Raw genomic sequence first — 22,217 nt, 5'->3', positions numbered from 1 at the left:
TCTTCCAGGATTTTGATCCCTCGTTGCGTATCGACCTCTTTACCTGCCTTTGCAGAGAGCAGGCAGGCTTTTTGGAAATTCAAATTTTGCAATACGGGATCTTTGGTCACCTCCTGATTGAGCAATTTTAAATCCTTGTCTAACCTCTGGAGGCTTTTTAGTGAATCAGAAAGATCTTGCTCAAGAGCCTTTAGCTCATTTTTGAACTCTTTCAACCGTCCTGTGTCCACATCTTGACCGCTCTTGCCCAGAGTCTCTACACCCTTCTTTTTTCTACTAAGCTCTTCAGTCAATTTTATATTGTTTTCCTTCTGGATAGTTATTTGGGCACGCAATGCGTTTTTCTCATCTTCCTTCATGGTCAATTTGATTTCAGCGACCAGATCCGAGAAAATTTCAGCTCGTTGATCATCAGTTGCTGCCTCAAGGTATCTTTTGACAAACGAGAGATCTGCATCAGCAAGATGGTTATCTATGATCAATTTGTTTGTGATCCACTCCCTTAGATCGAGGCTATTTTGACCTTTTGCTTCTAAAGAGAAGCTCTTTAAATCGACCGTTATTTCCCTATTCCATTTTTCTAACAAATCCGGATTCCCTTGGGAAACGGTTGCAAGATGGGGATTATTGACTTTGTCGTACCGCTTGGACTTAAAAGTCCCATCCAAAACAGACACGGTAAATTCCCCAAGGCACTGCATCACTGCTGGCTCGTTGAGAGTTTTAAGGCCGGCAGCATACGTGAGCAGCCCTCCGGGGTTGCGGCATGTTCCGAATATTTCGTCATACTTTTCGGATGCGTTCCCCTCTAATTTTTCCAGGGGAATAAGTTCTCCGAGCGATGCTCGGAACTGCGCGTCAAGATCTTTGTCAGCGGTCGGCCAGCTTAAATCTCGGAGCTGAAGCAATCCCTTAACAGCTGTCACGTTTTTTACAATCCGCTCTTCTTGGCGGATCACTTCAAGGCGCTCCTCCTGCTTATCAAAGAAAATCTTTTCTAGTCCCTGCTTTTTCAAGTCGGGTGAATAAATACCGCTCAGTGCAAACGAATGCATGGTATTCAAGAGGAGTTTGACACGATAGACGTCCCGAAACTTGCTCTTCCTGGAATTTTGAAATCGGCTAATCGCAACAGCAACCTTCACCAATTCTTCCTCAGCCACCCCCTGTTTTTTTAATTCATAGAATAAGATGGCCAAAAGCATCAGCCCTCTCTGCCCTGAAGTGCCTCTGACACTCTTGATAAAAGCTTGCCATACCATCCTGCTTCCTTCATCAGCGGCTAAGTCATACATGCCTTTGGATAGTCTCACCCTGAGACTCGGATCTTGCAAAAGGCCTAGTTCGGTCCACAGCCCACAACCCAGCATCCACTCAGCAGCATCCGTTTTCATGTTGCTGATTGTGACAACCGACGCCAAAAACCATAGGCCGGCATTATTTTGCACATAGGCTTCTAATTCACTGATCTTCAATCGTAGGTCTTCGATGGTTTTCCGATGAGCCTCTGTAAGAGGTAGAGATTTGACAAGAGCCGCCATCTCTTCAAATAGCTGACTGCGAAGCTCCTTCTTCGGCTCGTCGGTTGTAAAAACTTGGACAAGTTGCGATAACTTTGCGACTTCGGTGGGTACAGCAGAGAAGTTTTCTATATAAAGCAGCACCATAGGATCGGCTTTGACACAGATAGAGAACACTTCAGAAGCAGAATGTGAATCATCTATTCCGAAGTTCTTAAAATACTGAGCCGTTTCTCCGCCATTTTGCTGGGCACAGAGCTTGGCGATCTCTACTATTTTATCTTGATCTTCGATTCCGAATTTCTTGAAATGATAAGCCGTGCCCCTGCCATTTTGCTCAGCACAGAGCTTGACGATCCCCACTATCTTATCTTGATCTTCGATTCCGAAGTTCTTAAACCACAAAGCCGTTCCCCCGCTATCTTGCTGGGCACAGAGCTTGGCGATCTCTACTATTTTATCTTGATCTTCGATTCCGAAGTTCTTGAAATTAGAAGCCGTGACCCCGCCATCTTGCTGGGCACAGAGCTTGGCGATCTCTACTATTTTATCTTGATCTTCGATTCCGAAGTTCTTGAAATTAGAAGCCGTGACCCCGCCATTTTGCCGGGCGCAGAGCTTGGCAATCTCTACTATCTTATCTTGATCTTCGATTCCGAAATTCTTAAAATACCGAGCAGTGCCCCCGCCATTTTGCTCAGCACAGAGCTTGGCAATCTCTGCTATTTCATCTTGATCTTCGATTCCAAAGTTCTCGAAATATTGGGCCGTGCCCCCGGCATTTTGCTCAGCACAGAGCTTGGCGATCTCTACTATTTTATCTTGATCTTCGATTCCGAAGTGATTAAAACACTCAGCCGTTTCTCCGGCATTTTGCCGGGCGCAAAGCTTGGCAATCTCTACTATTTTATCTTGGTCTTCGATTCCAAAGTTATTAAAACACCCAGCTGTGCTCCAGCCATCTTGCCGGGCGCAGAGCTTGGCAATCTCTACTATTTTATCTTGGTCTTCGATTCCAAAGTTATTAAAACACCCAGCTGTGCTCCAGCCATCTTGCCGGGCGCAGAGCTTGGCAATCTCTACTATCTTATCTTGATCTTCGATTCCGAAGTTCTTAAAATGTGAAGCCACGCCCCTGGCATCTTGCCGGGCGCAGAGCTTAGCGATCTCAACTAAGGAATTTTCATCCGAGGTTGCAAATTTCAAATCCGTACGCAGCAAGGTTTCTACCATTGTCTGCACGTCTTCAGATTCGATGTCGTAATTTTCAAAATTTATACACTCTAATCTAGGCAGCAAATTCCCGAGTTCGTTCATCGAAAGTTTGAGATTCCCTAGAGGAATTTTGTTCAGATTGATCCAATCTGCCATAGCCTGAAGTTGTTGCTGCTCGACATGAATAGCTGTATGAAAGAATTCGATCGACTCTTTGACGTGATTGCTATCGAAGGGAAGAAGTTGAAGGGAACACTCCCTCAACTTATCAATCAGAGAATTGTCTTTAGAAATACATTGGACCCTCATCGCTAAGGAATTGAAGTGGAGCGCAGCATCCTTTTCGCTCTGAAAAACCTCTTTGTTCTTATCGATAAAGCCCGCCACCTTCCCTAGAATTTCACTTTCACTTTCGTTGGTTTTTCCCAATTCGATTCCAATTTCATCCAATCGACGAGAAAATTCGCTATAACTCCCACACTTTAGATTATAATCATTACCCATACTAAGCCCCGCAAAACTTCATTAACTTAATTATATAATTTTTAATTTTAAATTATATAATTAATAAAACGTTTTGGAATTCAAATAGTTCTATAGGGGGCTTTGCTGCGTAATGAGCTTAAACAATCCGTTGTCACTCTAATACTTCCGTAAAGGCCTATGCGGTAGTGACCCACAGAAAAACTTTTAGGAATTTCGAATTTATTTATTGATGGTGAGACATTTGAATAATGCCTCTCTATACTGAAAATCCTCTGTCTTGGCTTTCAAGCCACCTGACACCAACCTCATAATCCGGGAGAGTACCGTCAACCTAGAGATCGTCGAGAATAACCGGACAACTTTTTCCAAAGCCTTCACCCAGTCTGCCTATCATGAATCGCGCCTCGCGCTCTTGTACCTGGCTTTCGTGGAAGGAGAAACCACAGAGTTCATGTGAGCATCATGAGCTACCCTTTCGATCTATAGAGGAAAGTAAAGCGGCTGCCGTTTTCGCATCGTGAACAACACCGATTTGGCAGAACCTTCAAGACTTCTTAAGAGAGACGCACTGTTTCTCTTAAGAACTAACATTAGGAGAGTCGCATCAGGGAAGTATACTTCTGGCCTGCCCGAGCAATAAGAGCTTTGCTATACTCAGGCCAGTTTTTGATACGATATCGACAATTTTGCATGGGGAGGGGGATTTTAATATCACCCGAAGGGTCCTGCACTTTCATTAACGCGAAGCTGTCGTATTGCAAAAAGCACTTGGCAGCGGAACCAGTGCGTTCTTATGAACTCGCATCGGCTACAAGGGATTCAATTCTATCGATCCAAAGACACACCACTAATGTTTCAAGAGACCGAAAACACCTTCTGACACGACTCAAGAAACATCATTTTCTGCCGCAAGAGTCTCTATCAATTTGGTGAGCACCTCTGTTGTCTTGCCAACAGTGGCCGCATCCTTGGAAAGTCCCGACTCTTTTTTCTCAAGCTTTTCCAGGCGGTCTAAATGGGAGCCGAATTCGTGGCTGATTCTGGCAAGCTGTTCGCTTCTTGACTCCAAGATGGCGCGGATATTTTCCGCCTCCTCAAAAAGACCGAGAACTTTGCCAAGCTCCCCCTGAAACTCGCTTAAAAATTTTAAGTTTGCTTCATTGAGTCTATTGTAGACAGCGTTCAACTCATCAAATTCTTTATCCTCAGCATCGAGCCCTTCCAGTACCCTCATCGACGAACCGATCGTCTCCGCCATCTCTTTCAACTTGAGCTCAAACTGCTGACCATGCCCCTCCAGCTTACCGACCTCCTTTGAAAACTCAAGGACGCCTTTCTGTAAGTTGTCATAGAGCTCTTTGATCTTTTCGAGCTTCCTTTCCGTGTCCGCGAGCTTTTGGGCAATCTTTTCAAATTCAGCCGCGCTGTGGTTGATCTTCTCTTCTTCTTCTCTAAAGAGATCCTCGGTTTTATGCCGATTCTCTTCCAGTTTATCGGCCGTCGAAGAGAGGCCTTGGTTGATCCGTTTAAGGTCTAAGATGATGGTCGAAAGAATTTTGATTTTCTTGGCCATCAGATCAACATAATCTTCAAGCTCCCTCAGTGTGTCGAACTTGCGGATGTAGTAAGCTCCGATGGAGTTGGTGACAAAGATAAAAACGCTTGGCCATGCGATGGCCTGAACGCTAAAGATGAAGGCGGCCACCGCGGCGACGGCCCCCACGGTCGCTCCTGCCGCCAAAACCCAAAAAGACCAATGGCGATATCTTCGCCCTCCCATCTCGCCTTCGATCGATACCTCACCGACGGCATCACCCACTGTCTCTTTAGCGAATTGCAGTGCCTCTGCAGCTCCGAGAAATACGCTCATACAGCCTCCTTGAAGTTTGCGAAAGGCGCCTGCGAAGCAGACAGATGAGATGAACGCAAAGCACCCCCGGTACAAAGGCCAACTTAAGGCTTTTGCCATAAATTGGCCACTGGCAGGAAAACAGCGACCTCAACTAATGCTTATATACCTGATATTCAGCCCTGTACTCCGCCGGACATCATCTCTTCGGTAAACGAATCCAAAACGCCAAGCAACCTTGCATCGGTTGGCAGCGGCGCCCTGAAAGGAACATCGGATGAGGGGTTTCCAAGGATCTGCATCAGCCTGGAGCGGTTTAAGCTGTCGACAGCCTTTAAAAAGACGATCTGGGGGAACTCCAGCATGCATGTCCTGTTTCTCTTAAAACACCTGCCCTCCTCTGTCATGACATGACCCCTGATCACCACCTCTGTCAAGGGGCTTTCTGCATCAATGGCAAAAGATCCCGGAGTCATTGGATTCAAGAGAGGATACACCCTATAGGTCTTTTCCAAGATGACCTCGTACTTCTTCTCCGAGATGACGTTGATGAAAACAGAAAGTCCGCTTGCTGAACGCGTGGAGTAGGGAGCCAGGAAGAGTGGGGGGAACATACTTCTGAAAATGGCATCGAAATGGCTCCAGGCAGAAATCGATGTAACCCGAAGGAGGTCGTAGCCGATAAATTCCCTGCGCGCAAAAAATTTGGAAACCTCCCCTGCCGTATCGCCTAGGGTTGAGGATGGATGAAGTCCTGCCGAGTAGATCCTACCCAAGATGGACTCAAAGAATGCACGCTTTGTCTCCAGGGCCTCCTTGCAAAGGGAGGGCAACGCCAAGTCGCGTCCGTTGATCACGAAGCGCTCCGGCAGAAAAGTTCCGTTATCCACACAAATGGATCTCTCGACTTGTTCCATGTCGATCTTCTCGAGCATACTCTCCAGCAGCCCTTCATCTTTCCAGATGAATTTTCCTTCGGTTGTATTCACCATCAAAAAACACTTACGGATCTCTTCCATCAGGCACTTCTCAATGGCGATCTTTCCAAAAAATCCAGTCCATTGATTGATTTCGGACAAGTATCTCTCCGCCTCGCTTCGATCCCGTGATAGGCTCTTGAGCAAAATTTCAAGCAGGCACTCGTTTTCAGATCCCTTTTTGACCCATGCTAAAAGGGCCTTCAAAGAAAAGGGCGCTGCTCGAAAAAGACCAACTCCTTCCTCTGCCCACTTCTCCATCTGGTCTGACAGATGCGTGCGTTTCTTGCTCTCCAAAAGAATCTGCCTTAAATTCTTCAAAATCCTTTCAATAGAAAGATCTAAGTCGATGAACAGGCTTCCGTCCCTTTCTACCCTCTCCATCACAGCCTTGGACATGTGGGGCAGTAAATGAAACATCTGTTCCTGTTCAATATGCTCAAACTCCTTCACCCTTGCCATGGTAGATTCCAAGGCCTCCCATACTAATTTGCGGATGCAACCCTCCGGAGAAACTCTGATACCTCCCGACTCCTTTGAAACCCTGTCTTGAAGCTCATCGGTCAATCTCCGGTCAAAAATTGACGCCCTCTTAGAGGACAGGAGAGGAAATTCGGCCGATACCTGTTTATCGGATCGTTCCTGGGGATTCTCTGTATTCCTTTGGATTTTGTCTTTGCCCGAAGCTTCCGGCCTCCGCGGAGACGAGTCTCCCTTCCTTCTCCAGCCAAAACCGTTTAACACATGTCTTAAAGGGTAGCTTCTCTTCACTGCGGACTGATGAAAGGGCATCTCTCTGATTTCATCTTCAGGATTCGTAGGAATATACCTAAGCCTTGGTATGGAGTAGCCGGGAGAGGCCTCCATGGACGACGAGAGGGCGCGCGTTGCAAACGACGCAACAGAGCTCTCACTCTCCTGAGGGGGTTCTTTGTCCGAAGCATCGCTTCCTGTGTCTGTTGTCGTCATTTTAGGTCCAAGCGGCAGCATAGAAATGATTCCTTTCTTTAATTAAATAGTTTCTCAAAATTTGGTTTTAACAAAGAGAAAACTCCTCAAGATCGAGAGACGGCATTTCATATTATAAATATGAGGTAACCCCCTGTCTTTCATGGTGGCGTTTCAAAGCCCGTTATCAAGTTTTGAGATACTTTCGGTATAAAATCGACCGGATAACAATAAAAATGAATATTCAACTTACAATAATGTCTCAATCGACCAATCATCGCAATATTATCTATCGAAAACCAGTTAATACAGATTTACATTGTCCCTCGTCTTCTGTTGAAATTATGACTTCGCTTTGCTACCATTTCGCCAAATTCCTTCAGATTTCGGGTAGAGTTATGATGAAATATTGTGAATCCATTTTCCAGACGAAGCGCTGGAAAACACGGGAAGTGATGGTGGGAGATGTCGGTGTGGGAGGAAACAACCCTGTCCGCATCCAATCGATGACGACATCGAGCACACGTGATGTCGAAGCGACTATCCAGCAGATCATTAAGCTCGCCGATTCTGGCTGCGAAATTGCGCGTATTACCGTCCAGGGGATGAAAGAAGCGGACGCGTGCGAAGAGATCAAAAATGGCCTTATCCGGAGAGGGTACACAATCCCCTTAGTTGCCGATATCCACTTCTTTCCCCCCGCGGCGATGCGGGTCATCGACTTTGTCGACAAAGTGCGCGTCAACCCGGGAAACTTCGTCGACAAGCGCGCTTCCTTCAAAACCATTGAATACGATGACACCTCCTACGCCAAAGAGATCGAGAAGATCCGGGAGAAATTCAGTCCACTGGTTGAGAAATGTAAAAAGCTCAAGCGTGCCATGCGGATCGGAACCAACCACGGTTCCCTCTCAGACCGCATCATGAATCGATTCGGCGATACTCCGCAAGGCATGGTGGAGTCTGCTTTCGAGTTTGCCCGCATTTGCCGGGAGATGGACTACCACGACTTTATATTCTCGATGAAATCCTCCAACCCGCAAGTGATGATTTTGGCCTACCGTCTGCTCGTTGCGGAGATGATGAAGCTTGGCTGGGATTATCCTATACACCTCGGTGTAACGGAAGCCGGTGAGGGAGAGGATGGACGTGTAAAATCAGCCATGGGCATCGGCACTCTTCTTCTCGACGGCATCGGCGACACGATCCGCGTTTCGTTGACGGAAGACGCTTGGAAAGAGATCGATCCTTGCAAACGCTTAGTTGCTCTCGCAAAAAGCTACGAAGGAAAAGGCGTTGAACCATTCCAGGAAAAATTTCGATCGGTCGAAGCGATCAGAAGAAGACAGGTATCCCACCCAAAAAATATCGCCATGCACCGTGACGGCACCGTGATCGTCAACGCAGAAGAGAGCCGGTTCAAAACGCCGGAACTCTTCACTGACTTAGGATGCGATATCAAGGGAGGCATCCCAAGGCTCAAGGCTTCATCCGCCGATGGACTTGTCATCAAGGAAACGCTTAAAGATCCAAAGAGCCAGCAGCTCATCGATCTTTTAACCGATACCGGAATCAGCACTTTCTCGATGGGTTCAGAAAACAAAACGATTGCCATCAAAGAGCTCAGGGATCTGCAAAAACCGGATCGCAAAGAGGTACACCCCCTCGCGCTGATGAATCAAAAAGAGGCGCCTCTGGCTGTGGTTGTACGTGATGAGCCGATGGAGTCGTGGAGCGTCATCCAAGAGAAAAAACCCGCTCTGCTATTCTTAGCCCCCTCTGACGACCGCCTGCACAAAAGCAGAAGATTTTTCGATTGGCTGCAAGAGCGGGAACTCGATATTCCGGTCATCCTAAGCTTTGAGTATCGCTTAAGCCGAGAAGATCTCATCATCCATGTCGCTGCTGAATGTGGTGCGCTGCTTTGCGATGGTCTTGGAGACGGAATTTGGATCCAGGGAGATTACGAGACGGCGTTTATCCGCGAGCTGAGCTTCAGTATTCTCCAGGCCGCCAGGATGCGCACCTCCAAAACAGACTTTATCTCCTGTCCAAGCTGCGGGAGAACCCTCTTTGATATTCAGGAAGTTTCCAAGCGGATCCGCTCCAAGACGGCGCACCTGCCGGGAGTCAAAATCGCCATCATGGGCTGCATCGTGAACGGACCCGGTGAGATGGCGGACGCCGACTTCGGCTATGTCGGCTCGAAGCCCGGGAAAATCGACCTCTATATCGGTAAAGAGTGTGTTGAAAAAGATATTAACTTTGACGAAGCAGATCAAAGGTTAATCGACCTCATCAAAAAACACGGCAGATGGGTGGAGCCTGAAGTAGAAGAGCTGGAATCTATTCCCTCTCTAGTTTAGAAGGGGCTTTTTACGGTATCTATACCGAGTGCCTGTCAAAATTTGCATGGGGGGCTTCGAGAGAGCTCCCCGCGATCGACCCAATCCGAATCCGATAACAGGATTTTAGACCAGCTAGGGCTGTTTTATCTCTTTTTCTTCCATATTATGCCAGACGGCATCCACATCGTCTAATTCTTCGAGCCACTCAATCAGCGCCATGTTGGCAAGATAATCTTCATCGGAGCACTCGACATAGACTTTGGGCACCATTTCAAGTTCGGCATCATCCGCTTTGAACCCCAGCTTTTCCACCTCGTTCTTCACATGGATGAAGTTGACTGGATCGGTCAGAATAATGAATGACTCCTCCTCGGACTTAAAATCCTCGGCACCGGCATTCGTCGCAGCTTCAAACAGCTCTTCCTCGATGGCATGATTCTTGACGATCTGGATTACACCCTTCCTATCAAAGTTATAAGCGACAGACCCGGGGCCGGCGATGCTGCCGCCCTTTTTGTTGGTGGCGATGCGAATATCTGAGGAGATGCGGTTTTTGTTGTCTGTCATGATATCCAGAATAATCCCAACGCCGCCGTGCCCATAAAGCTCGTAGGTCATCTCATGATAATCTGCCTGATCTTCAGAGGAGGCCTTCTTGATATTTCGATCGATCACATCTGCCGGGACGTTGCACGCACGTGCTTTTTCGACTGCAAGCCTCAAACGGCTGTTAGCCTTCGGGTCGGGCCCGCCCATTTTAACGGCGGATATGATCTCTTTCGCTGCGCGGGAGATGATTTTTCCCTTTTTAGCGTCGGCTCTCTCTTTCCTGTGTTTAATGTTAGCCCATTTGCTATGGCCGGCCATATTTAACCTCGTTCTTCCTGTCTGTTAGCACTGCTCAAACAATTTTGGGGTGTTCGCCTTGAGCCATTTCTTGGCCTCACCGTAATACTTGAATTCCTTTTCCCTCGCCTTGAACTCACGCGTGTGCACACAATGCTTGCCGCTTCCATCGTAGTATGAGGGGCAGATGTGATGCAGCATCTCGTGGAAAACCACATATTCAACGAAATAGGGTGGAAAGCGCTCGGAATCCATCATTTTATTGATTTTGATCAGGCGGAGAGGCTGATGGTAAAGTCCGAACGTCAGACGGGATCTTCTCCTTAATAGTTTGGAGCCAAACCATGTAATGTTTAAATTCAGCTCTTCGTCAGGGAAATATTCCTCTTCAATAGCGGTATAGAGCTGCAGCAAATCATAATAATCCCCTTCCGTGACAAGCTTCGCCTTATCGATCGTGTCTGAGTAATCGAGATGCTTGAGCTTATCTTCAATATAAGCTTTCACCGAAGGGGCGACGTCGCTGTTTTTGTGGCCGATATGGCACGCCAGCGCATCCATAATATTTTTGGGCGCTTCCAAAAAAAGCCTGTGCATGGAAACTTTTGTGCAATCGGGCTCCCACTTGACGCTGAGCATGGTGGAGCGATTGTCATTGATCTTGAGCTTAACCTTTTTTTTGGAGGCTTGCTCAATCTCTCTTTGGAGTAACAGGTACGACATGGATAATTCTTGGGTAATGTTTCAGGTGCACTATTTTGTGAAGATAAAAATGACTACTTACAAATATCGCTCCATAAACACTCTCCCTGTGTATGTACCATCGTTTTCCTTAATCCAACGGGTTTGCCGGCCAAACTCCTTAAACCCAAATCGTGTATATAGCCTGATAGCAGGATTATCCTGATAGACCTGCAGATGCAGGAGTTCAATCTTAAATTTATCCTTAGCGAGATGAATCAGATTATTGAGCAGCTCACTACCGACCATCTTCCCCCGCATTTCAGGGGCGACGATGATCCCAAATTCGCACTGGTGGGCCAGTTTTTTATAGGGCTGCAGATAGAGTGTCGTCAGTCCGACCGGCTTTCCATCCAAAACCGCCGTCAGGCTGGATCTGTAGCGATAGAAGCCCACCCATCTCATGACAGCGTCATCGATTTCCACCTCATCGTTCATGGGAAACCAGCGATTGACATCTTTGTCCATGAGCCATCTCTTCAGATGGGGGCCGTCTGAGGCCTCCGTGTATCTAATTTCGATATTAAGAGGAGACCGAACTGGTATATCTTTCTCTTGAGTGCTCATGATCCGCCAAACTCCTTCAAATAGGCAAGGACAAAACCGTCGATATCGCCATCCATGACTGCCTGGATGTTGCCCATTTCATACTTAGTACGGGTATCTTTTACAAGCGTATAGGGCTGGAACACATAATTCCTGATCTGGCTACCCCACGCTATCTCTTTCTTTTCGCCCCCTAAGGCTTTAATCTTACTCTCACGGGCTTCCACTTCCAGCTCATAGAGTTTTGATCGTAAGAGCTTAAAGCAAGTCTCCTTATTCTGGAGCTGGCTCCTCTGAGACTGGCTAGAAACGACTATGTTTGTCGGCAAGTGGGTGATACGCACGGCCGATTCTGTCTTATTGACGTGCTGTCCTCCCGCTCCCGAGGCCCGATAAGTGTCAATCCGGAGATCTTCCGGCCTGATTTCAATCTCGATATCGTCTTCGATTTCAGGGGTGACATCGACCGACGCAAAGCTTGTGTGCCGCTTGGCATTGGAATCGAATGGGGAGATGCGTACAAGCCGATGCACACCCTTTTCAGCCTTACTATAACCGAAGGCAAAATCTCCGGTAAACTTTAAAGTAATGCTTTTAAGACCGGCAACTTCACCATCTTCAAAATCAACAACTTCAACTTTCCAATTTCTTTTGGCGGCCCAACGCTGATACATTCTAGACAGCATAAGTGCCCAGTCGCAAGCCTCGGTTCCGCCCGCTCCGGAATTGATGCTGAGATAGCAGTTTTTGCTATCGAGCTCACCTGAAAGCATGCGCCGCATCTCCAGCTCCGAGAGAGTGGTATCGATGAGGTCTAACTCGTCAGTCAATTCCTTGATGAGTCCTTCGTCTTCGATCTCATAAGCCTCGGGAAGCATTTCCCTGACGTTATCAAATTGCGCTTTCAGCTCTTCGCAGGGAACAGTCCATTTTTTCAGCTCGTTGCATTCGCTGATGGTCTTTTTCGCCTTTTCGTTATCGAGCCAGAAGCTATCCGACTCCATTTGCTCTGTTAGCTTTTGTACCTTTTCAACCTTGCCAGGCAGGTCAAAGATACCTCCACATATGATCGATTCTGCTGCCGATATTTTTCAGCCTTTCTTCCGTTTCGTTATTCATAGCTAAGCTCCGTGGAGTGTAATAAAGATGCTGCAGAAGTGTATGTATTTCCTGTTTAATAGTCAAAGAATCAGGCAGGTTTATACCATCTTCGGGGAAAGCGATTTTTTCACTCTAGACGCTCTGAGGAGCGCATAACCTGTCAATTTAAAATTCATCTAGCAACACCCTACAGGCTTAAATATTTAATTTTATTTTTACCGTATATTTCTAAGAGTTTTTCGGTTAGCATCCTTTGATTCAACTCGCCATCGATTTACCTAAATCTAACCAACACTCTCTTTTTTTCAATGACTTACGACCGATTTTATCTATTGAACAGGATATTTCTCCCGGGCGATTTCACCCGGCATGGAAGATATAAAACAAAAAAATTGGAACTCCCATTTTTTAGCAACCCTCAGGCCCTGCATCTGCTGCTTTTTAAAAAAACCTACGAGCCAGCCGAGGAAACATGAAAAACGCATCTCGTTAAAAAATAGATTATGCAATACATGAGAGCTTTCAGGAACACGAAACGTATCCATGCGAGTACTTTACAAATATTCGAATTTACCTCTTGATGACTTTCGGTATACACCTTTGGAGCAAGCCGCCCACCCACGATTCAGTAAAAGGAAGGTTTTTATGACTGTTGCCACAATATCCCCTCAATGGTTTCTGGCAGACACTACGACCGGTGCCGAAGCAGGTTCAGAAGGAGGTTTTACCGCAGGTTTAAAACATATTTTCTCAAAAATATGGCAGGCTGTCTGCGGGCTTTTCAGCGCGATCGGAGAATTTTTCCAAACACCTCCAGGAATGGGTCTTGCGGCATTTGTAGGTTTTTCCGGCATTGGCTGGATACTGCTGGCTGTCGCAGAGTCGGCCGGGATGGAGGGCGACGGTCACAAGATGGGCCGTATCCTGCTGAAGATTGCAGCAGCCGCCGCTTTTATCTTAAGCGGAGCGGCGCTCGCTTCAGGAATTATCTTCGGCATCGTGTGACAACACCACCCTGTCGCCCAGATCAAACGTGTATTTCCAGATAGTGGAGCGTTCGTTTTTTTGAAGGGAAACTTTAAGCTCTCCTCCTTCCATAAACGCTCTGGCTGACATGCCTTTAGGTACAGTAATACTGAAGGAGCCTTCGATTGTAACGTCCTCGGCAATAAAAGCGGCACCCTCCTCCAGTTTAATGGAACAGACCTCTTTCCTGCTGCACCCCTGCCAATAATCGGTTCTTACAGGCCCTCCAATGCCCTTATTGACGACGGTCACGTTCTTCAAGATGCAGTAAGGCTCTTGCATGCCAAGCTGCACAGCCCCCTTCTCATCGGACGCGCCGATCGGCCAGTCAGCCATAATTTCAAGGCTTCCCGTCAACTCAAGCCCGTCGATCTCAACCTCTGCAACCTCCAAGACAAACTCAGAACCCTCGCTTAAAACTCCCGATCGGATTTTTTGCCCGATCACCTCATAGAGGGGGCCGAGCGCCGGAAGATAGGCGAACACAAAGGAAGGGCCTCTCTTCATGAATTCGGATATATCAGGCTGCCTGGGGACTTTGAAATTGCAGTGATTTTTCAGAAGATCTTCCGCATTGAGCATCATATCGTAAAAACAGCCCTCGGGCGTTTCAAGACAAGATCCTGAGCCATCCCACGCCTTTTTCGTGACCGAAAGCGTTTTCCGTCTGTCGTTATAGGTCAAATAGCTCCTGAGCTTTTCCACCTCTTCTCCGTTCCTCAAGGGATTAGGAAACGTTTCGACAATGACATCGGCAATATTCTGCATGGTAGACTCCAGCCTGCCTCCCTTCACCTCATGCCGAAGTCCTTCTGGATCAATCGCCATAAACGAGCTTTTCATGTTCAGAGTGATTCCGGGAATCGGACAAATATTTTCGGCTCTCTCAATCTCTTCAATATCGGCAAACAAGATATTGGTATTGCAGGGAAAGAGAGAATAGATGCTTCCCACTTCTTTGGGCGCATCCTCGATGCCCTTTCTTTTAAATTCGGTGTATTCAACGTTTGTCAGGCAGTAGCTGAAAGACTCTCCTTCCCTTCTCTCCAAAACGACATCCATCCCCTCATGGGCATGGACGACGCGCTCGCAGGAGGCGAATCCAAACATCTTGCTCTCCTTCAATCCCATCCCCAAAAAGGCAAGAATGCCCCCATCAGTGCCGGCAATAGGATTGTTGATCTGCTTCACGAGCAGCTTGGAGATGCCTTTCGACTTCAATGCCTGGAGTATGCCGTCTCGTGCAGCTTTAGTCCAAAGGGCGCCGTGCCCTCCGGGTTTCATGATCAGTTCCCAAGGGGCTTTCAGAAGCCAATTCCCTTTTGTGTCCAGCACCGGAACCTGCGGCTGGATAAATAGATAAAACGAGCTTTGCGGCCTTCCAAACCAGCCTTTACGGGTTAGGTTTTCCACGATGAGCTGATGGTTGTTTTTTTCGAAGGATGTCATCATCGCGACTGGCGTTGTGATCCGCTCTCCGGTCAGCTTATAGGCCAGATATTCGCGCGCTTCCAGGTCTCGGATCAATCTCTCGAGCAGCGTGTGACCCATGAACACGAGGCAAGCGGCAGGCAGGGGCTCTCCGCTCTTTTTATCCAAAAGACTCAGACGGTCTCCGGCACCGCCTACGGGATAGATCTCGGCGATCTTAGCGGTCTTCTCAATCCCTTCTTTGATATAGCTTCTGATCAAGGGGGTCGAAGCACTGATGTCTGCGCCGGAGGGGCGTTTGTAGTGAACTTCATCGTCTGCCTTTGGACCTTGAGTACTAAGCAGAGAGAGAATGGAGGCGTGATAGCCGACAATTCCGCCGATCGAGCTGTAAAAATCTTCCACGGGGAGAAGAGACTGAATAAAGCGCTGTATACTCCCACACTCATCGGAAGCGGGAGGATCTTGCGGAAACAGGCGCATCGCCTGTCCGATGGCGGCAACAGAGCAGAGAACGAGCTGTTCTTGGCGATCAAGCAGATTCTGAAGGGAAAGGACGTAGGGCCTTGCTTTGAGGAAGCAGCGGTACTCTTCCGTCTCTTTCAAAAGGGCCAATTTGTCTTCCGATCTTGTCAATCTCAGGGCAAGATCCGCTAAATGGTCTAGGGAATCTTCTCTTACCGTCTCCATCATTTCCTTAAAACACCCCTCTGATGCTGTGATTTCATACAGGTTATACACAATTGTCGTCTAACATGCCAGCGCTCTATCACCCCTCGGCAGATCCGTTGATTGAACCCACAAAAGACAGTAAGCTAGCAACTTAAACTAGTAAAACAAACTATAAAGTTAGCGTTTCCCCAAGGAAAAGCATGAATTCACCGAGCAAATTCTTTTGACTATTAATTACGAGGACAGATAAAAGAATCCCCTAGACAGACTTAACTGTTCGATACGAATTGTTCATATCGACCCTAAACAATAAGGAGAACGCAATGGCAACTAAAAAAAAACCATCTGCCTTCATGAAGCCAGTCCAAGTGAGCGAAACCCTCGCTGAGATCGTCGGCAAAGGCCCGATGGCACGTACTGAGGTGACAAAAAAACTTTGGGACTACATCAAGCGCAACAAATTGCAAGATCCAAAAAACAAGCGCAACATCAATCCTGATGCAAAGCTTGCAAAAGTATTTGGCTCCCCAGCTGCCATCGACATGTTCAAGATGACAAGCAAAGTTTCCAAGCACTTAAAAGACGCTGAACTCGCACATCGCTAAACACTTTTGCCATGGTAATGAGCAACCTCTTGCCATGGCATTCCCCCCTTCATCCAATTTTCCCTTGATGCTCAAAGTAAAAGCTGACATCCTTCTTTACCATTGTTTCCTTTATACTGACTACCGTGAACAAATCTTGAAGAGATCAACCGACTATGGGCAAGCCGTGCACAAAATCACTACCTGACTATCTCTGGGATGGCTTCTGCATTGCTTCCGTTTTGGGAATATGGCCCCGCTTCGTAGAGCCTAACCTACTCCTTACAAGACAACTCACTCTTGAATGCCCGGACCTTGCGCCCGAGCTGCAGGGGCTCAAAATCACTCAATTCAGCGACCTCCATTTCTCCAAATCAACACCCGACGCTTTTTTAAAAAAACTCAGCAGTAAAATTCACAGGGAAAACCCCGATATTTTGGTATTTACCGGCGACTTTCTCTGCTACAGCCACCTCGAAGACGAGGAGCGGCTGCTTGATTTCCTGCTCTCGCTCCCCCAAGCCCGTTTTGGAAATTTCGCCATTTTAGGCAACCACGACTACGCCTCTTTCGTCTCGGTCGGAAGGTCGGGCAACTATTCATTGATTGGTGACAAAGAGAACAGATCCTCCATCTTAAAAGGGCTGAAGCGGATGATCAACCCCGTCAAGCCAACCGGAATTATCGACCCGGAAATTAAGGCCGTCAAAGAGCATCGACCCCTTCTCAACCTCCTTAAAAAAACTCCTTTCAACCTGCTCGAAAACAGCTCCGTCTCAGTCCGGATCAAAGACAAAACGCTCACCATCCACGGCCTTGGCGAATATACTGTCAACAAGATGGACGAAAGCTGCCTCTCCAACGATAAGACCGATTTTGCTCTGACTCTCCTCCACAACCCTGACGGCATACCCAGACTGAAGCGGGATCAATACGACCTCATTTTGTGCGGACACACGCACGGCGGGCAGGTCAACTTACCCCTGCTTCGCGACCGGTTCATTGTCATGGAGGATGAGCGCTTCTTCTATGGGCTGCGAGAGTACAAAGGACAGAGGGTCTATACGACGCGAGGCGTGGGAAGCGTCATGCCGTTTCGCTGGTTTTGCCCGCCGGAAATTGTCTCCATCACATTGAAAAACAAGGGGAGCTAAGAATCATGAGTGAGATAAGGATCTCCGCTGTTTTGCTGTCAGGAGGCGTGGGATCGCGCTTCGGCCACGCGATGCCCAAGCAGTACCTAAGCCTGGCAAACAGGCCAATTGCCCTGCACTCCTATCAGCTCCTTGCCAAGAGCACCCTGTTTAGCCAGGTGATCGTCGTCTGCGACCCGTCCTATCGAGAACTCTTCAAGGGAAGCGGCGCCCCCCTCTTTGCGCTCCCCGGAAACCGCCGTCAGGACTCTCTCTTTAATGCCCTGCAGCTTATCGCTAACGACACGACCCATATCCTGGTGCATGACGCCGCCCGTCCTTTTGTCAGCCCCGAAATGATCAAAAAAGTAGTGGAGGAGGGAGTGGCGCTCGGCGCAGCAACTCTTGCCGTGCCTGTCAAAGCGACGATCAAAGAAGCCGACAGGGACGGGATTGTGACGCGCACTCCCGACCGCAGCTGCCTCCACGAAATCCAAACGCCCCAGGTGATCCGATTGGATCTGCTGCTGGAAGGATTTGCCAAAGCTAAGCGGGAGGAGCTAACCGTGACGGATGATGTCTCTCTTGCCGAACTTGTCGGACACAAGGTCAAGCTGGTGGAAGGAAGCTTTGCCAATTTAAAGATCACGACGCAGGAAGACTTGGACCTTGCCGAGAAACTGGCTGAAAAGTTCGCTGTTAAAACAGCTAACACCAGTGACTTAAATTCAATTATTTGATATGATTCCCTCTCAAACTCAGGGGATCTTCGAGTGGAAGAGAAAAAAAATTACAAATTGACTGTGGCCTACGACGGCTCTTCATTCTCCGGCTGGCAGGTGCAGCCGAACGGCATATCCATCCAGGAAAAACTGGAAGACGCCCTTCTTCTCATCCTCAAAGAGAAAGTGCATGTGACAGGGTCAGGCAGAACCGATGCCGGAGTGCATGCAGCCGCCCAGATCGCCAGCTTCAAGACCGATCGCCCCTTCGATTTAAAAAAAGCCTTTTACTCCTTGAACGGCATACTTCCCCCCGAGATCCGCGTCCTCTCCCTGGAAGAGGCAGATCCTTCTTTCCACGCCCGCTTCTCGGCAAAAGGAAAGTGCTACACCTACCGCTTGACGCTGGGGCCTGTCCAGCCACCGCACTGGAGGCACATCAGCTGGCATATCCCCCGGAAAATTGACCTTCCGGCTATGGAGAGAGCCGCCTCCTACCTGATCGGCGAACACAACTTTTCGGCCTTCACCAACGAAAGCGTGTCGAAAGCGGAAAAAGACCTCGTCAAGACCATCAAAAAGATCGATTTTACCCCTTGGGAATTTGGAGTGCTGCTCGAATTTGAAGGAGATGGCTTTCTCTATAAGATGGTGCGCAATATTGTCGGCACACTGGTGGAAGTGGGATCTTCGAAGAGGAAGCCGGAAGAGATGATTTCGATTCTGGCTTCCCTCGACAGGAAACAAGCGGGGCAGGCAGCTCCCCCGCAGGGTCTTTTCTTAAACCGGGTGATCTACTAACAGCTCCAGTGCATCCCGGGACACGGCCTCTTTTAAAGATTTCATCCTCACCGCCCCCCGCTTGAGCAAACTGTCGATGTCCGGATACGCCACCTCTGTAACCAAAACCGCTTTTGCCTCCGTTCCAAGAAGAGCTGTCAGCCCGCGTGGCGAGTCTTCAAAGCCGATCACAGCCCCTCCCTCTTTTGCCAGAGTGTCGATAGCAAAACGGTAGCAGTCGGAGCTTGGCTTGGGATTCTTATAATCCTCCCTCGTGATCCAATGCCCGATCTGCTTAAGCTCTTGTAGTTTTCCCCTGATGATATCGATCTGCGCCCGGTCGGAATGGGTGACGACCGCCATCTTGATCCCTTTGCTGTAGAGCGCGCCGATCAGCTCTTTGGCCCCCGGCATCCACTCGATCTCTTCCCTGCGGAGGAGATCAAGATAGGTCTCTCTCTTGACGCGGTAGACATTTTTCCACTCAGGAATCTTCCTTTTAAGCTCGGGAAACTGGCGGTAGATCTCCTCTTCAAGCCCTTCCGCTTTAAAATGCGCGGTCTCAAGGTACTTCGGAAGGTCCCATCCCAAGGTAAACCCGAGGGACTGGATGGTTTCTGTGTACGCTTTGAAATGCACCTTTTCGGTGTTGACGAGCAGGCCGTCAAAATCAAAGAGAACGAGCGAGTAGGAATCTGCCCAGGAAAGCATGTGGTCTCCGCCTTGGTTTGCAAATAACAATTGAAAGTGCGTTAATTGTACCTAAAAGAACAAAATTTAAGCCACCCCCTATGAAAAGAGATCTGGTCATTATCTGCCTATGGATGTTGCCGCTTTTGTCTTGTAGCCTGGAGGATAAACACCGGGAAGCGAAGATAAAAAGACAGAACCAGACGGGCGAGATCATCGAGCGCAAAGAGGGAGAGCGGCGCTTTTTGGCCGAGCGGCCGAAACCCTCAACTCTTCCCCGCTACCCTTGGTCAAACCGTTTTGAAAAGGGAGCTAAAATTTCCCTGAACGATGACAAAGAAACTTCCACCCCTTGATCTTTGCCTTCTCAAAAATGGCCTTTTGCTTTATAGTTGTGACATCTTCAATGCCGCTGTGGCGAAATGGCAGACGCGGTAGACTCAAAATCTACTCTTGGCAACAAGGTGCTGGTTCGAGTCCGGCCAGCGGCAATTAAGCGGACGCTTTTCTAAAAAGAAAGCGTCCCTTATTCTTTTAAATTGCTCCCGCAGGGTTACAAACAACTTTTTATCTCTCAGCACCAACTTCTGAAATACAAAATCAAAAAGTTGTCGTATTTCATCCACTTGAGAGCTTTCGAAAATGTTTCTGGCTCGAGATGCTAAGCTAAATACCATATTTGCAGTGACATATGCGTTTGTATCAATTGAGGAATAGTGTTCCAACTCTTCCTCGACTTTAAGTCTCTACTTTCAGAGTAAAGGCACAAGAAAAGGCGCAGATTGAATCATCAACCATAGCTCTTCCAGGGCCATGGAAGAGCTTAAATCGCGACCGCTTGAAGAATTAAGCACAAAAGATCTGCTATCGCTCATCCAGCAACTTGATGGCAATATACGCCAGGAAGTGGCACCATTGCAGTATTTGACCGGAGAGTATACCGATATTGCTGATGATCTCCTTCTAGACATTGGTGTCAAAGAGGTCTCTCTACCACTTGCTTACTAAAACTTTACCGGATTTCATATGAATGAAGATGTCGTTGATGAAATTAAACAGGTTACTTTAGGCAGCCTGCGTGGGACAGAATTTACAGATGTCATAGCAAAAGCTCTGGAGCCTCATAGCGTCGTGATATTCTACGCAATCAACGATCCAAAAGGGGATGGGGGCTCTGGGACATTGGTTCACTACAAAGGTATCAAGGGAATCTTAACAGCTTCCCACGTCATAGCGCCTTTGAAAGATAAGCAATACATATATCTTCCATGCATTCTACGACCGGGCACTGCAGGTGTTTGGGAGGTTGTTGGAGTGCCTATGTATCGTATACATACTATTGATGATTTGAACTTATATTTATTACCTGAGTGGATACAAAATTGGTCTGAAAATGGTCTTGATATCTCACTTGTTCAACTTGAAGACAACATCTTCGAAGATATCGTCAAATTATGGGGTAAGCAGCCCATAGATTTGGCTGAAATGAGACAAAAATACTTGGGTCAAGAAGTGCAGTATTGGTCACCGGTTCACAAGCATGATTGGACATGGGTAATTGCCGGTACACCTCGTGAAGGTTGTGGACTCATTGAAAAGGATGTGAACTGTTTTCCGCATGCGGGTGTGTATCTTGGCGGTGGCGAAACAAAACTACGAGTTGACACGTTGCAACTTGTTCAATCGCCATACATGGGCAAAGAAGTCGATATCATCGAAACCCAGATTGGCCCTACACAAGACATTCTTCCTAGAAATTTTGCGGGATGTAGTGGTGGCGGGATGTATCAGACAAGAGAACGGCAAATAGGCGATCGCTTCAAAATGGAAGAAGTGCTTTTAGCAGGCGTCGTTGTTGCTGGTAATGAAGGTAAGGGACGACTCTATTCAAGAGGCCATATTGCCCTATATGACATTTTTTGTGATTTTCTTGATCGACAGCTGAACAAAAAAATGTGCTAACATGCTGGAGTTGCCCCTATAAAACCGGACCACTAACTTGCAAGTTAGTGGTCCGGTCTAAATGGGGAGCACTCCATTGGGCCACAAAACCTACTCTATCACATCAAATTTTGTATGCATTTTTGCTAATTTCTGCCTGGCATCTGATAATATATTGATGAATTCATCCAGGGGGAAGCTAAGAGCCTCATCTGCATCTCCCGAGGGCAATATTTCAATTTTCATATTACCAACCCCACCATCTTGAGAAATTATTGCGATCTGCTGATTATCAAAGCAAATATCAGCCACCATTTCTTCATAATCTAAATCACTACAATATCTTATATAAAGCATTTCAATCCTACCTTCGGTCTATGTTTACAAATCCACGAAATGAACCATCTCTTTTAAAATATGCACCTCTTCCATCGGGAGCATAAATTTCAAATCCATTTCGTGTTTTGACATCCCTAATAAAAACATTTTTCGGATGGGTCAAGATATCATCTAGATGATATTGGCCCTGCAAATTTTTGCTAGCAATATTCCCTGTGGCCTTTGGAAAAAGACTACCTGGTCTACCTCCATGTTTATCAAGGGCTCTCCCTGCTTTGGTAAGACCATCACGATCTATTACCTGTCCGGCTTTAGAAAGAGC

Annotated in this window: 20 protein-coding genes, 1 tRNA gene and 1 pseudogene; 11 read left to right on the top strand and 11 right to left on the bottom strand. The window is 47.5% G+C overall.

The features are described from left to right. A partial coding sequence (locus ELAC_RS07620; RefSeq protein WP_143406474.1) for a hypothetical protein occupies positions 1-3,164 on the bottom strand: 3,164 nt, incomplete at its 3' end. A gap of 334 nt (positions 3,165-3,498) precedes the next feature. Here ELAC_RS07620 and ELAC_RS07615 point away from each other — a divergent pair. Continuing rightward, positions 3,499-3,678, top strand: a complete 180-nt coding sequence (locus ELAC_RS07615; RefSeq protein ID WP_098038689.1) for a hypothetical protein — start codon at positions 3,499-3,501, stop codon at positions 3,676-3,678. Between the two features lie 429 nt (positions 3,679-4,107). On the opposite strand, the gene ELAC_RS07610 is transcribed toward ELAC_RS07615, so the two are convergent. Together ELAC_RS07610 and ELAC_RS07605 are read right to left on the bottom strand one after the other, a co-directional pair. After that, entirely contained in the window at positions 4,108-5,091 is a 984-nt protein-coding gene (locus tag ELAC_RS07610; protein ID WP_098038688.1) for a hypothetical protein, read from the bottom strand. Between the two features lie 155 nt (positions 5,092-5,246). Beyond that, on the bottom strand, positions 5,247-7,037 hold the full coding sequence (locus tag ELAC_RS07605) for a hypothetical protein (RefSeq protein WP_098038687.1): 1,791 nt from the start codon (positions 7,035-7,037) through the stop codon (positions 5,247-5,249). A gap of 359 nt (positions 7,038-7,396) precedes the next feature. On the opposite strand from ELAC_RS07605, the gene ispG reads away from it, so the two are divergent. Further along, positions 7,397-9,361, top strand: coding sequence for a (E)-4-hydroxy-3-methylbut-2-enyl-diphosphate synthase (ispG, locus tag ELAC_RS07600; RefSeq protein WP_098038690.1), 1,965 nt, complete (start codon positions 7,397-7,399; stop codon positions 9,359-9,361). A 114-nt stretch (positions 9,362-9,475) separates the two neighbouring features. Here ispG and ELAC_RS07595 read toward each other — a convergent pair whose 3' ends face one another. Genes ELAC_RS07595 through prfB form a run of 4 tightly spaced genes read right to left on the bottom strand, consistent with a single transcriptional unit; the run spans position 9,476 to position 12,564 of the window. Next, entirely contained in the window at positions 9,476-10,210 is a 735-nt protein-coding gene (locus ELAC_RS07595; RefSeq protein WP_098038686.1) for a YebC/PmpR family DNA-binding transcriptional regulator, read from the bottom strand. A gap of 24 nt (positions 10,211-10,234) precedes the next feature. Then, the gene (locus tag ELAC_RS07590) at positions 10,235-10,912 is read right to left on the bottom strand and encodes a SprT family zinc-dependent metalloprotease (RefSeq protein ID WP_098038685.1); all 678 of its coding nucleotides are present in this window, start codon (positions 10,910-10,912) and stop codon (positions 10,235-10,237) included. A 57-nt stretch (positions 10,913-10,969) separates the two neighbouring features. Then, a complete protein-coding gene (locus tag ELAC_RS07585; RefSeq protein WP_098038684.1) occupies positions 10,970-11,497 on the bottom strand; it encodes a GNAT family N-acetyltransferase in 528 nt (175 codons plus the stop codon). After that, positions 11,494-12,564 carry a peptide chain release factor 2 gene (gene prfB / locus ELAC_RS07580; protein WP_098038683.1) on the bottom strand — a complete coding sequence of 357 codons (1,071 nt, stop codon included), beginning with the start codon at positions 12,562-12,564 and terminating at the stop codon, positions 11,494-11,496. Before prfB ends, ELAC_RS07585 begins: the two co-directional genes overlap by 4 nt. Positions 12,565-13,222: 658 nt before the next feature. Between prfB and ELAC_RS07570 the strand changes: the two genes are divergently transcribed. After that, a complete protein-coding gene (locus ELAC_RS07570) occupies positions 13,223-13,582 on the top strand; it encodes a hypothetical protein (RefSeq protein WP_098038681.1) in 360 nt (119 codons plus the stop codon). Here ELAC_RS07570 and ELAC_RS07565 read toward each other — a convergent pair. Next, positions 13,556-15,775 (bottom strand): UTP--glucose-1-phosphate uridylyltransferase, encoded by a 2,220-nt coding sequence (locus ELAC_RS07565; protein ID WP_143406473.1) that lies wholly within the window; start codon positions 15,773-15,775, stop codon positions 13,556-13,558. The genes ELAC_RS07570 and ELAC_RS07565 overlap by 27 nt on opposite strands. A 254-nt stretch (positions 15,776-16,029) precedes the next feature. Here ELAC_RS07565 and ELAC_RS07560 point away from each other — a divergent pair, with 254 nt between their 5' ends. From ELAC_RS07560 to truA, 4 genes are all read left to right on the top strand, one after another. Continuing rightward, positions 16,030-16,311 (top strand): SWIB/MDM2 domain-containing protein, encoded by a 282-nt coding sequence (locus ELAC_RS07560; RefSeq protein ID WP_098038679.1) that lies wholly within the window; start codon positions 16,030-16,032, stop codon positions 16,309-16,311. A 155-nt stretch (positions 16,312-16,466) separates the two neighbouring features. Continuing rightward, complete coding sequence (locus ELAC_RS07555; protein ID WP_098038678.1) at positions 16,467-17,444, top strand: metallophosphoesterase; 978 nt, start codon at positions 16,467-16,469, stop codon at positions 17,442-17,444. Positions 17,445-17,449: 5 nt separating this feature from the next. Continuing rightward, positions 17,450-18,163, top strand: a complete 714-nt coding sequence (gene ispD / locus ELAC_RS07550; RefSeq protein WP_098038677.1) for a 2-C-methyl-D-erythritol 4-phosphate cytidylyltransferase — start codon at positions 17,450-17,452, stop codon at positions 18,161-18,163. A gap of 33 nt (positions 18,164-18,196) precedes the next feature. Further along, positions 18,197-18,946, top strand: a complete 750-nt coding sequence (truA, locus tag ELAC_RS07545; protein ID WP_098038676.1) for a tRNA pseudouridine(38-40) synthase TruA — start codon at positions 18,197-18,199, stop codon at positions 18,944-18,946. Here the strand turns inward: truA and ELAC_RS07540 are convergent. Next, positions 18,926-19,636, bottom strand: coding sequence for an HAD family hydrolase (locus tag ELAC_RS07540; RefSeq protein ID WP_098038675.1), 711 nt, complete (start codon positions 19,634-19,636; stop codon positions 18,926-18,928). The genes truA and ELAC_RS07540 overlap by 21 nt on opposite strands. A gap of 80 nt (positions 19,637-19,716) precedes the next feature. On the opposite strand from ELAC_RS07540, the gene ELAC_RS07535 reads away from it, so the two are divergent. The 4 genes from ELAC_RS07535 (at position 19,717) to ELAC_RS07520 (ending at position 21,577) form a co-directional block, all read left to right on the top strand. Further along, complete coding sequence (locus ELAC_RS07535; protein ID WP_098038674.1) at positions 19,717-19,971, top strand: hypothetical protein; 255 nt, start codon at positions 19,717-19,719, stop codon at positions 19,969-19,971. A gap of 52 nt (positions 19,972-20,023) precedes the next feature. Further along, positions 20,024-20,106: transfer RNA gene (locus tag ELAC_RS07530), tRNA-Leu, on the top strand. A 322-nt stretch (positions 20,107-20,428) separates the two neighbouring features. After that, a complete protein-coding gene (locus tag ELAC_RS07525) occupies positions 20,429-20,623 on the top strand; it encodes a hypothetical protein (RefSeq protein ID WP_098038673.1) in 195 nt (64 codons plus the stop codon). 18 nt (positions 20,624-20,641) lie between these two features. Next, a complete protein-coding gene (locus ELAC_RS07520) occupies positions 20,642-21,577 on the top strand; it encodes a hypothetical protein (protein ID WP_098038672.1) in 936 nt (311 codons plus the stop codon). Positions 21,578-21,667: 90 nt separating this feature from the next. Here ELAC_RS07520 and ELAC_RS07515 read toward each other — a convergent pair whose 3' ends face one another. Both ELAC_RS07515 and ELAC_RS11840 read right to left on the bottom strand, forming a co-directional pair. Then, positions 21,668-21,913 carry a hypothetical protein gene (locus tag ELAC_RS07515; protein ID WP_098038671.1) on the bottom strand — a complete coding sequence of 82 codons (246 nt, stop codon included), beginning with the start codon at positions 21,911-21,913 and terminating at the stop codon, positions 21,668-21,670. A gap of 7 nt (positions 21,914-21,920) precedes the next feature. Next, positions 21,921-22,217, bottom strand: a pseudogene (locus ELAC_RS11840) (hypothetical protein); the annotation flags it as partial.

The sequence above is a fragment of the Estrella lausannensis genome (assembly GCF_900000175.1).
Taxonomy (GTDB): domain Bacteria; phylum Chlamydiota; class Chlamydiia; order Chlamydiales; family Criblamydiaceae; genus Estrella; species Estrella lausannensis.
This window is presented reverse-complemented; position numbering and strand designations above follow the sequence as displayed.

What these genes read in the sequence shown, in the direction of transcription:
- ELAC_RS07610 (WP_098038688.1), bottom strand. Translation starts at nt 5,091, where the DNA reads ATGAGCGTATTTCTCGGAGCTGCAGAGGCACTGCAATTCGCTAAAGAG.
- ELAC_RS07515 (WP_098038671.1), bottom strand. Translation starts at nt 21,913, where the DNA reads ATGCTTTATATAAGATATTGTAGTGATTTAGATTATGAAGAAATGGTG.
- ELAC_RS07535 (WP_098038674.1), top strand. Translation starts at nt 19,717, where the DNA reads ATGAAAAGAGATCTGGTCATTATCTGCCTATGGATGTTGCCGCTTTTG.
- ELAC_RS07525 (WP_098038673.1), top strand. Translation starts at nt 20,429, where the DNA reads ATGGAAGAGCTTAAATCGCGACCGCTTGAAGAATTAAGCACAAAAGAT.
- ELAC_RS07570 (WP_098038681.1), top strand. Translation starts at nt 13,223, where the DNA reads ATGACTGTTGCCACAATATCCCCTCAATGGTTTCTGGCAGACACTACG.
- ispD (WP_098038677.1), top strand. Translation starts at nt 17,450, where the DNA reads ATGAGTGAGATAAGGATCTCCGCTGTTTTGCTGTCAGGAGGCGTGGGA.
- ELAC_RS07555 (WP_098038678.1), top strand. Translation starts at nt 16,467, where the DNA reads ATGGGCAAGCCGTGCACAAAATCACTACCTGACTATCTCTGGGATGGC.
- ELAC_RS07560 (WP_098038679.1), top strand. Translation starts at nt 16,030, where the DNA reads ATGGCAACTAAAAAAAAACCATCTGCCTTCATGAAGCCAGTCCAAGTG.
- ELAC_RS07595 (WP_098038686.1), bottom strand. Translation starts at nt 10,210, where the DNA reads ATGGCCGGCCATAGCAAATGGGCTAACATTAAACACAGGAAAGAGAGA.
- ELAC_RS07585 (WP_098038684.1), bottom strand. Translation starts at nt 11,497, where the DNA reads ATGAGCACTCAAGAGAAAGATATACCAGTTCGGTCTCCTCTTAATATC.
- ispG (WP_098038690.1), top strand. Translation starts at nt 7,397, where the DNA reads ATGAAATATTGTGAATCCATTTTCCAGACGAAGCGCTGGAAAACACGG.
- ELAC_RS07540 (WP_098038675.1), bottom strand. Translation starts at nt 19,636, where the DNA reads ATGCTTTCCTGGGCAGATTCCTACTCGCTCGTTCTCTTTGATTTTGAC.
- ELAC_RS07520 (WP_098038672.1), top strand. Translation starts at nt 20,642, where the DNA reads ATGAATGAAGATGTCGTTGATGAAATTAAACAGGTTACTTTAGGCAGC.
- ELAC_RS07590 (WP_098038685.1), bottom strand. Translation starts at nt 10,912, where the DNA reads ATGTCGTACCTGTTACTCCAAAGAGAGATTGAGCAAGCCTCCAAAAAA.
- ELAC_RS07605 (WP_098038687.1), bottom strand. Translation starts at nt 7,037, where the DNA reads ATGCTGCCGCTTGGACCTAAAATGACGACAACAGACACAGGAAGCGAT.